Annotated in this window: 7 protein-coding genes; 2 read left to right on the top strand and 5 right to left on the bottom strand. The window is 53.7% G+C overall.

Features of this window, described 5'->3' with window-relative positions:
• Positions 1 to 120: 120 nt before the first annotated feature.
• Positions 121 to 1,422: an HlyD family type I secretion periplasmic adaptor subunit gene (locus FHT84_RS08520; protein WP_183761719.1), complete on the bottom strand. Its 1,302-nt coding sequence runs from the start codon at positions 1,420 to 1,422 to the stop codon at positions 121 to 123.
• Positions 1,419 to 3,155: a type I secretion system permease/ATPase gene (locus FHT84_RS08525; RefSeq protein WP_183761780.1), complete on the bottom strand. Its 1,737-nt coding sequence runs from the start codon at positions 3,153 to 3,155 to the stop codon at positions 1,419 to 1,421. Before FHT84_RS08525 ends, FHT84_RS08520 begins: the two co-directional genes overlap by 4 nt.
• Before the next feature lie 1,326 nt (positions 3,156 to 4,481).
• On the opposite strand from FHT84_RS08525, the gene FHT84_RS08530 reads away from it, so the two are divergent.
• Together FHT84_RS08530 and FHT84_RS08535 are read left to right on the top strand one after the other, a co-directional pair.
• Positions 4,482 to 5,303: an ABC transporter permease gene (locus FHT84_RS08530; RefSeq protein ID WP_348647337.1), complete on the top strand. Its 822-nt coding sequence runs from the start codon at positions 4,482 to 4,484 to the stop codon at positions 5,301 to 5,303.
• Between the two features lie 38 nt (positions 5,304 to 5,341).
• Complete coding sequence (locus FHT84_RS08535; protein WP_183761722.1) at positions 5,342 to 6,085, top strand: ABC transporter ATP-binding protein; 744 nt, start codon at positions 5,342 to 5,344, stop codon at positions 6,083 to 6,085.
• Between the two features lie 459 nt (positions 6,086 to 6,544).
• Here the strand turns inward: FHT84_RS08535 and FHT84_RS08540 are convergent, their stop codons facing one another.
• The 3 genes from FHT84_RS08540 to gmd form a co-directional block, all read right to left on the bottom strand.
• The gene (locus FHT84_RS08540) at positions 6,545 to 7,669 is read right to left on the bottom strand and encodes a glycosyltransferase family 1 protein (RefSeq protein WP_183761725.1); all 1,125 of its coding nucleotides are present in this window, start codon (positions 7,667 to 7,669) and stop codon (positions 6,545 to 6,547) included.
• 515 nt (positions 7,670 to 8,184) lie between these two features.
• Positions 8,185 to 9,150, bottom strand: coding sequence for a GDP-mannose 4,6-dehydratase (locus FHT84_RS08545; protein ID WP_183761728.1), 966 nt, complete (start codon positions 9,148 to 9,150; stop codon positions 8,185 to 8,187).
• A 26-nt stretch (positions 9,151 to 9,176) separates the two neighbouring features.
• Positions 9,177 to 10,151 (bottom strand): GDP-mannose 4,6-dehydratase, encoded by a 975-nt coding sequence (gene gmd / locus FHT84_RS08550; protein ID WP_348647338.1) that lies wholly within the window; start codon positions 10,149 to 10,151, stop codon positions 9,177 to 9,179.
• Positions 10,152 to 10,428: the final 277 nt, after the last annotated feature.

Consider the following 10,428-nt stretch of genomic DNA (forward strand, 5'->3'; position numbering starts at 1 on the left):
GGCGACTTTAACGGCCCATTTTCACTGACCTGAATAAACAAGGCGGGCAAAATTTGCAAGTAAGGGTGGCATCAACCTTAGCGCGACCACCGATTTCCCAGCGTCATTCATTTCACATCGTTACTGTTCTTTAAACGCGCGAACCACCTGATCGGACAGCGGTTTTGCCAAATAGGCTAACATCGTTCGCTGATTCGTCTGAATGAATGCCTCCACCGGCATGCCTGCTATTGGTACCATATTACCCAATCGCGCCCATTCGACCGGAGGTATAGCAACTCTGATATCATAATAGCTTTGCCCAGTGCGCTGATCGGAGGTCAGGTCGGCCCCGATGCTCGTTATGCGGCCTGCTAATCCCGGCGTGGTGCGTTGATTGAAAGCCGAAAACCGAACCATCACCTCCTGCCCGACAGCCACTTGATCGATATCCCGTGGGGATAGCTTAAGTTCCGGTGTCAATGCATCCTTGTCGGGCACGATCTGCATGATCGCCTCACTAGGCGTGATGACCGTTCCTGCAGCATGAACAACAAGCTGATGAACGATCCCTTCCTGAGGTGCGCGAATATCAACATGCTTCAGCTCATCTTCGGCAGCAACAAGCCGCTCAGAATATTCGCTGATATCACTTTCGGCCTGGCGCAATTGGTCTGATATCTCGGTTCTTTGATCGTCATCGACTTGAATAATCTGCAACTGGGTTTCGGCAATTTTTCCATTGGTTTGAGCGGCGGAGGCGACCAGGCTGCCAAGCTGGCCGGTGAGATCAGCAGCATCACGCCGTAAGCTATAGACCCGCGTCGCGGGAATGATACCCTGCTCAAGCAGTGGCTGAAGGCTGGCGAGTTCGGTATTTATGATATCGATCGCTTGGCGCTTACCTTCCTGCTGAGCGCCCAGCCCATCCGCCTCCTTCGAAAGCTGACGGACCCGTTCGGCCAATTGCGCCTTGCGGCCTATTCTAGATGAGCGCCGATCTTCAAACAGCCGCCGTTCTCCATCAAGTATCGCCGCTACCTCTTGTTCGTTTAGAAGGTCCTCTGGAAAAGTGATTGCCTCTTTCGCATCTCGTTCTGCGGAGAGCCGAGCTACGCGCGCCGAAAGCTCCTTCAGGCGCTTCGAAATGATTGCACGATTGGCTCGGGCCTGCGTATCGTCGAGATGAACGAGTATTTGCCCAGCTGCAACGAGATCGCCATTTTTGACGAACACCTGGCCAACGGTACCGCCCTTTTGGTGCTGGACGGGCTTGACATAGCTGTCAACAACCAACGTGCCGGTGGCGATAACGGCACCCTGAAGACGAATGGTGGCAGCCAACCCTCCCAGGACGCCGACGAGAAGGATAACGGCGGCGAGCGCAACCAGCGTTAGGCGGCGCACGGCACGTTCAGCAAGCGGCGTAAGAGCGCCGTTCATTGTGCCATCTCCTCACCGCCGATAATCAGCCGGACGGGGTGATGCCCCGGGGGTCCGGGTTGCGTTGTCCTTCTGAGAACCTCATCTTTCGGCCCGAAAGCCTGCATTTGGCCATTCGCCAACACGAGAACTTTGTCGACGGCAGCGAGCGCGCTGGGACGATGCGCAATGACGACGACAATGCCTCCACGGGCCTTCACGCTCTGTATCGCTCGCGACAGCGCCAGCTCTCCATTAGCGTCGAGATTCGAATTCGGCTCGTCGAGAATGATCAGGAACGGTTCGCCATAGAGCGCGCGGGCCAGCGCAATGCGCTGCCGTTGGCCGCCTGACAGCGCGGACCCTTGTTCGCCAATCTTCGTTTCAAAGCCTTTGGGAAATTGCAGGATCATGTCGTACACTCCCGCCGTCTTCGCAGCAGCAATGATTTTGTCCGAGGTCGCATCCGGATCAAACCGGGCAATGTTTTCGGCGATGGATCCGCCAAACAGTGCGACATCCTGCGGCAGATACCCGATATGTTTGCCAAGTGCATGCGCGTCCCATTGCGACAGTGCTGCTCCGTCCAAGCGAACCGCTCCTGCAACCGGTGGCCAAAGGCCGACAAGCCCCCGCGCGAGTGTGGATTTGCCGGAAGCGCTGGGGCCGATCACACCAACAGAATCCCCCGCCTGGAGCTCTATGGATATATTTCGTACGATCGAGTTCCCGGACCCCGGCGCCGCAAGATGCAGATTTTCCACTTTCAACGCTTTCTCCGGCTTGGGCAAAGCGACCTCTCGCCCATCGACGGACATCAAGTCGGCAAGCCTAATCAGACGCGACCAACTATCTCTGGCGGCGACAAACCCCTTCCACTGGCTGATCGCCAATTCAACCGGAGCTAGTGCTCGGCTGAGGAGAATGGAACTTGCAATCATGATGCCGCCCGAAGCTTCCTGACGAATGACGAGGATCGCGCCAACGGCAAGCACGGCTGATTGCAGCATCGTCCGCAACATCTTCGAAATTGTCCCGAGGGTAACGGTTACGTTCGACAAGCATAAATGATTGCCCAAATAGCGGTTATTGATCTCATTCCACTTCGTGCCAAGCATATGGCCGAAGCCCATTGCAAGCACGGCTTCGGAGTTTCTACGTGTTGCTTCCGCCAACGCCATACGCTCCGAAATGATCTTGGCTGCCTCCTTTGCGGGTTCGCGAGACATCCGTTCAGTCAGGATTGTAAGTCCGACGAGTATCAACGCACCGGCAAGTGCCGTGACCCCGATCCAGATATGAAAAAGGAAACACAGACCAAGATAAAAAGGCATCCATGGAATATCAAATAGAGCAGTTGGCCCCGGCCCGGAAAGAAAAGAGCGTACGACGTCAAGATCCCGTACAGGCTGAAGACCATCTCCGTGCATCTGCATGCGCGCGGGAAACAGGACAAGAGAATCGTAGACTGTTGTTCCAAATCGCTCATCGACTGAGAGTCCTAGACGCACCAAGAGCATTGAGCGGATCACCTCTAGAAATCCTTGGAAGGCATAGAGCGTCGCCGCAATGATACCAAGGCCGACGAGAGTCGGCAGACTACGCGCCGGGATCACCCGGTCGTAGACCTGCAGCATGAAAAACGAGCCGGTTAATGCAAGAATGTTGACCAGAGCGCTGGTCGTCCCGATACCCAGGAAAGCCATTTTCAGCGGCGATAGCACCGCCAACAGAAATGATCGCGGTGGCTTCATTGTATCAGACACTCTAAACTCCACGCGCGTCGTTGCGAGGAAAACCGAGCCGCCCGGCTAGAAACATGCCGAAATTACACCCTCTGCGAGAAATGAGCTGTTCGCATCCTTGGATATCGCGGATACTTATTTCGCATTCGTCAGTCATATTATATTCCAGCCTTGCCCCAAATGCCGGCAATAATTGACCTGTCAATTGCCAGCCGTAGTCACTCTACAATTCCGATCTTAACCATTTTGGTAGGAGAGTTCGGATATTACGCTATCGCTGCAATATTTTCACAGCCTTATGGTAGGTACTTATATTTTTCGGCACGATTTGAAATGGCTTATAGAAACTTCCAATAAGTGTCTCATAGCTGAATCCTATGCAATATGCGGTTCACTCGTTAAACATCATCCATAGTAAAGTATCTGGACGCAATAATATGGCGGTGGGTCAGTCGGTGTCGGTGATCGCCAGCCGACTGGCATAGATCGCGAAACCGAATGCTATCATATGGCGTGAACTGAAAGATCCCACCCATGGTTCCAGAAGACTAAAAGCGACGGCCGACCGAGCGGCAGAGCTCGTGACCGCCGGTCGACTTGATCAAGCAACCTGCAGCCGACACACGCAGTCAGAATTAGAGGAAACCACTCCCCGCTTTCCATCGCTGAGGCGGCTGGGCGAACAGTCGAAGAGATGCGTCATCCGCCAGATCGTCGATCGAAACTTCCGGGTTGTGGATCCAGAACCTCCACTTTCAGTTGTCCACTACACTCGATTGTCGGACCAAGCAATGCTTCAGAGTCCCAGCTGGTTGGGAGAAGAGGATCGATAATCAGGCTATGCTCGGCAAACGGGAAATTGCTCGCAATGCAGATCCGTCGACCTTTATTTTCCTGTGGGCACGCCGAACGAACCAACCGTTAGGTTGGCCAAATGGAGATTGGGATCGCTATGAACACAAACGTGACCTTGCGCCCTCAGGCCAAGAACACCCCAACCTCGGTCCTAGCTCCAATCATGCCACCTCCATCCCCTGGGGCAAACCGCGGCATGGTTGCGAGTTAACTCTTCAAACCACTCGTCGTTTTGGTTGTATGGACGTGCAAAAACTGGCTTTCAATAATCCATTGGACCCTAAATTAAGGTGATACGGTTTTGATCAGTTGATTCCATCGTCCGACCGGCTTTGGCCACTGTGCGAGCGACAACTGCTCTTGGATTTATTCGCGCGAAGGGGCTGTTCTCCGTTTCCGCGCTTTGCTACAGGTTCGCCTTAAAAATGACGGTATGTGCCTATTGCTGAGGCAAAACGAACCCTTATTAATGGATTGCTGGTGACGAGTCTGACAGCTACGAACTCAAAAGCGCATTCTAATCCGGCTATACCGGACATAATCGACGCTTTGTCAAATTTCCGTTTGGCGGCTTTACTTGGGTGGCAGGACGTTGCCCAGCGCTACAGAAGATCACGTATTGGGGCATTCTGGCTCACCATTAACATGGGTGTGCTAATAGGGGCGCTCGGCTTGGTTTTTGGTACAATATTCAATTCACCAATGCGAGAATTTCTTCCATTTATATGTATTGGATTAATATTCTGGGGATATTATACGCAAATTGTAAGCGAAGGATGCTCTGGCTTTATAACTAATGGCGACATAATACTTCAGCTAAACATCCCATTTTTCACTTATATATTGAGAGTCTGGTATAGAAATACGGTCATTTTAGCGCACAACCTAGTGATATTTCCGATTGTTCTTCTTATCTTTTGGAAGCCAATTGGATTTTCAGCGTTCATTGCAGTTCCAGGCTTTATCTTTGTAACGTTGAACATGACTTGGATTGCGTTGGTGCTCGCGATCCTATGCACACGTTACCGAGATTTGATTCAAATCGTTCAAAATATTATGCAGGTTATGCTCTATGTCACTCCCATTATGTGGATGCCGGATCACTTGCCGCCAAGCGCTTCACATGCAATGCTCACATATAATCCCTTTTTCCATCTAGTCTCCGTCGTCAGGAATCCGCTTCTTGACCAGAGCGTCACGCTTCTGAATTGGGCTGTGGTGGTCGGTTTAGCTATCGCCGGGTGGACTTTTGCGCTCGTGTTGTTGCACAAATACAAGGCCCGAATAGCATACTGGCTTTGAGCGAAGGCAATGGAAGATTTCGGAGAGTTTAAGCAAGCATGACATCGATTTCCTTGGAAAAGGTCACCGTCGATTTCCCTATTTTCAACGCACGTGGCAGGTCGCTCAAAAATCGCGTCTTGAATATGGCTACTGGTGGTTCGATTAATTCAGAGGGCAATGGGGTGGTGGTTGTGCGTGGTCTCGATGCCATTAGCCTCGAGTTGAGACGGCACGACAGAGTTGGCCTGGTAGGTCATAACGGTTCTGGCAAGACGACCCTTCTGCGCGTGCTAACCGGGGTCTATGTGCCGACATCAGGTAAGATTGACATCCAGGGAAAATGTACGTCGCTTATCAATATTTCGCTTGGAATCGATCCCGAGGCGACTGGTCGTCAGAATATTTTTCTTCGTGGCGCTTTGCTGGGCTTCCGAAAGGAAGAAATGAAGACGAAACTCAGGGAAATTGAGGAATTCAGCGAATTAGGAGGGTTCCTGGAAATGCCGGTTCGGACCTATTCGACGGGCATGCACTTACGCTTGGCGTTTTCAATTTCGACGATTCTACAGCCTGAAATCCTGATCATGGATGAATGGCTGGCAACTGGGGATGAGGGCTTCAAGGCTAAGGCAAATCAGCGCCTGAATGAGCTCGTGGAGAAGACCCAGATTTTGGTCATCGCAAGCCATGCTAAAGAACTCCTTGCAAAGAATTGCAATCGCGTGATATGGCTCGAGCACGGCAGGATACGCATGGACGGCGGACCGACTGAGGTGCTTGGCGCTTATTTTGGGGCTTGAATTGCGAATGTTCGAGCGATTTCATAACTCCGATTGGTGTCAATCTCGAGGTGGTGTTTTAAGCACAAAGAGGGAATATCGATTGATGTGACGCTAATGCGACCAGCGCATTAGCTCGTCGCTCTGGCTCTTAGTATGATCGTTGACGATCTTGGCGAGCGCTCGGTCAGATAGGCAGTGGCTCAGTGTCATCGAGCTTTGCGGTCTCAATAGGTGAGGCAAAGCCGAGGTACCGCAATCCATTGGGCCGTCAACGAGCAGCTGAGAGCCACACAATGCGCACGTATATTGTCTCCTGACGGCAAAGCGGAAGGCCGTCGGCTTATTTTGACGCGGTGCTACAGGCCAGCAGCTGTTCGTTCAGCAGACTATTGATTGCGCTCATTCTTGATCTTAAGAAATTACGATCTATACGTGTTATCTTTGACAACCGATGCGATTGCCGCTGTCACTGCTTCGTTAGCGTCGACGTCCACTGCGCCTGGCGATTGCTTTTGCAAAAACGTACTCCAGCTGGCGCGCACTCTCCATCCAATCGAAGCGTCTGGCATTGTCTTTCGCCTTTTCGGCAAGACGTTCATAAAGTGCCATGTTTGTCGCGAGCTCCTCCAGGCCGCCACAAATCGAACGTACATCATCTGGATCAACGAGAATGCCCGCCTCGCCGGCGACCTCCGGCATGGAAGAACTATTTGATGTCAACACGGGTACGCCCATCGCGTTGGCCTCGATAATTGGAAATCCGAAACCTTCATAGAGCGACGGCATCGCCAGGAACCTGGCTTTGCTGTAAAGTTGGGCTAAATCGGCATCCGACACATAACCGGTCAGCCGAACGGATGTCTCAAGATGAAGGTTTGCGATGTGCTCCTTGAGATCGCCGAGCCTCCAGCCTTGGCCACCCGCAAGTACGAGCAGTAATTCCTGTCGTAGCGCCTCGGGCACGGAAGCATAGGCCTGCAGCAGCCGCAACAGATTTTTGCGCGGCTCTAGCGTTCCGACGAACAGGATATAGGAGCGATCAATCCCAAATGACGCCAGAGGCTTAGGTATTGCCGCTCCTCGGATAGACGTCATGCCGGGGTAAATGACGTCCAGCTTCTCCGAGCACTCGGGGAACTGCGCCGTCAGCACACTAGCTGTCGCCTTGGAAACAGCGACAACTGCATCCGCAACGGCGATTCCCGGCTTCATCAACCAGCGATCTCCCATTCGCGTCTGCCACCGCATCGTTGCCCCCATATCTTTCCAGACGAGGTCGTGAATCGTGACGATGCGCGCAATTCGGCGATCAAGAAAGCGTGGCAGGCGATGAGCCGGCCCCCAAAAAACATCGAGGTCATCCTGCGCAGCGCGGTGCGGAAGCTCGGTTTGGGCCCAGATCATGCGCTTTACCCCGCCCAGGGACCGGGCAACGCGCAGCTGTGCCGGAGGCAGATCCCTTACATCCCCGTGAGGAGGCTGCGGAAAGTAAAGATAAAGTTGGTGACCGCGAAGCGCGAGATGCCGGCTCATTTCCAGCACGTAGCGACCAATGCCGGTCATACTCGTTGTCAAATTGCGCGCATCGATACCAATCTTCATTCAGAGGCTGCCCCGTCGTCGGAAAATGTCTTAGTTATCGTCATCGGAGCGGACCCCGCATCGGATTGCTCCCTCAGCCAACCGATTCCTGAACCAGGCCTTGCTAGGCCAAGGTGGCACCTTTTCGCTTAACCTCCGATGGAATCTCGATCGCAAGATAAACGTCGCCCCCAGGCGAGAGCACGAACGTAATGCGGGCGCGGCAATTATGAGGGGCAATCGGGAGCCGCTTGTGAAAAACTGACAATTCTGGTCGCTCATGCTCATTCCGCGCAAAAGGGAAATATCGCTTGCGATTTCAGCCCACTCTGATTGCGGCTCCTGTACTGAAGGGTTCGGTCTTCCCATCGTTGAAGCGGCGTGCTTCGAAAGGGGAGACGAATAAGATCCTGCCCCGCCGGCTTATGTTCGATCGAATTCTTATAGCTGTTCATGAATATGAACCTTTTTCGACTGGCAGCGCAGCATCATGATTCCGAATGGATCCGCTCGGCCTCGCGCATCCCTCGACACTATCAACACGCGATCCGAATTTTCCAATCCTGGAGCACATCGTTAAGCGTTTGGCGTAGATCTATTTCCGGCCTCCAGCCGAAGGCATCGAAAGCAGCCTTGTTGTCGCCGGCGGCGATGGCGATTTCCGGCCCACGCAGCCGCTTCGGATCGACCTCGATTTCGACGTCCGTCCCCGACAATTCGATCATCATGTCCAGTATCGACTGGATCTGCACGGACCGGCCGGAGGCCAGATTGAAGACTCTTCCGAATGCATCGCAAGCGTCATCCCCGATAGCAGCCTCTGCATAAGCGCGCACCACATCACGAACGTCAAGAAAGTCTCGGAAAGCCGAGAGATTTCCAACTCTGATGCGAGGCGGGGTCTTATCCGCGGCAATCTCGGCAAGTTGCTTCGCAAAAGCAGGCACAACGTAATCCGTCGTCTGGCCCGGCCCCGAATGATTGAACGGACGAAACCGGATCGCCTTCAATCCCTCGTAGGCAAGCTGGCCGACAAGAACATCGGCCGCAGCCTTCGTCGCGCCGTAGACGCTCATCGGCTTCAGAGCAACGTCTTCCTTTATCGGCTCTCCTGCCGCATCCAGAAATGACGCACCATATGCTTCGGCACTGCCGACGAAGATGAATCGGGCCTCCGGCGCAAATTCGATTGCTGCGTAGGCAAGATTCAACGTGCCTTGAAAGTTCACGTCCCACGCTCGCTGCGGCAGCTTGCGCGCATCCCCAGGTGCCGCAATCGCGGCCAGATGGACGATAGCCGTCGGTCGGGCCTCGCGTATCAGGCTCGCGACCTGTTCCCGATCGGTGATTTCAGTCTTCCAGCCGTATGCATCACTTTGACCCGCCGTTAAGACGCTCAGTTGCAGATCATGCTTCAACAGCCGACTCTCAAACTCACGCAACAACCATGAGCCGACAAAGCCGCTGGCGCCTGTAACAAGAATACGATGTTCTTTCGGCATGGGGCGCCTCACCACTTACTCGGGCCCTATTTGCTCAACCGCTTCAGATCGGCGTCGACCATCTCGACAATCATCTCCTCCAGGCTGATTTTTGGCTCCCAGCTAAGCGTCTTGCGAGCCTTTTCAGGATTGCCGAGCAGCACGTCCACTTCCGCCGGGCGGAAGAGCGCGGGATCTATGATCAGATGGTCCTCCATCTTTAAGCCTGCATGTAGGAAGGCGATGGCACACATGTCGCGAACAGTCGTCGTGCGGCCGGTCGCAATCACATAATCATCCGCAACGTCCTGCTGCAGCATCAGCCACATGGCTCGAACGTAATCCTTCGAATGCCCCCAGTCACGTTTAGCATCGATATTGCCGAGCCGAAGCTCCTTTGCCAAACCAAGCTTGATGCGGGCAACGGCATCTGTGACCTTGCGTGTGACGAACTCGATTCCGCGCAGCGGCGATTCATGATTGAAGAGAATGCCGCTTGAGGCATGAAGACCGAAACTCTCGCGATAATTGACCGTGATCCAATGGCCGTAAAGCTTGGCGACCGCATAAGGCGAGCGCGGATAGAACGGCGTTTGCTCGGATTGCATCGGCTCCTGGATGAGACCGTACATTTCCGAGGAGGAAGCCTGGTAGAAGCGAGCTTCCGGCCGCTCGAGGCGAAGGGCCTCCAGAATATTCGTCACACCGAGAGCCGTAACCTGTCCGGTCAGATAGGGCTGCTGCCACGAAGACTTGACGAAGGACTGCGCCCCGAGATTGTAGACTTCCTGTGGTCTTACCTCCTTGAGCGTGCGCATTAGCCCCGAAAGATCCATCAGGTCGCCATCAACGATCCGAACCTGGCCTTCAATGCCGAGCCATTGCAACCGGCTGAGATTGACGTCCGACGTGCTCGAGCGGCGAGCAAGGCCATAAACCTCGTAGCCATTGTTCAGCAGCAACTCCGCCAGATAGGCGCCATCCTGACCGGTGATCCCCGTTATCAGTGCTTTCTTCGCCACATCAATCTCCATTCATACCGCATCCAAAACAAACCCAATCAAGCACTCTGCCCCGCTCACATTTGGGCGGCCACTTTCTCGCCATTTAGCCCTTATGCGCGGCAATGACAACGACCAGCAGCATTTCTCGCACGTATTAACGCAGACACCGAGCTGCCTTTCAGGCCGCAAACCACGTGCAATAGAGCGTTTCCCTGACTGACTGAATCGAGTTGCTTTTCAAATCGCTCACATTCTGATTCAAACTATCTGCCGATGGAGGTCGGCAGATATGTCG

Source organism: Rhizobium sp. BK289, assembly GCF_014193575.1.
GTDB lineage: Bacteria > Pseudomonadota > Alphaproteobacteria > Rhizobiales > Rhizobiaceae > Rhizobium > Rhizobium tropici_C.

Bases quoted from the DNA above. Each gene is read 5' to 3' on its own strand.
- FHT84_RS08545 (WP_183761728.1), bottom strand. From the start codon at position 9,150: ATGCCGAAAGAACATCGTATTCTTGTTACAGGCGCCAGCGGCTTTGTC.
- FHT84_RS08525 (WP_183761780.1), bottom strand. From the start codon at position 3,155: ATGAAGCCACCGCGATCATTTCTGTTGGCGGTGCTATCGCCGCTGAAA.
- FHT84_RS08520 (WP_183761719.1), bottom strand. From the start codon at position 1,422: ATGAACGGCGCTCTTACGCCGCTTGCTGAACGTGCCGTGCGCCGCCTA.
- FHT84_RS08540 (WP_183761725.1), bottom strand. From the start codon at position 7,669: ATGAAGATTGGTATCGATGCGCGCAATTTGACAACGAGTATGACCGGC.
- FHT84_RS08535 (WP_183761722.1), top strand. From the start codon at position 5,342: ATGACATCGATTTCCTTGGAAAAGGTCACCGTCGATTTCCCTATTTTC.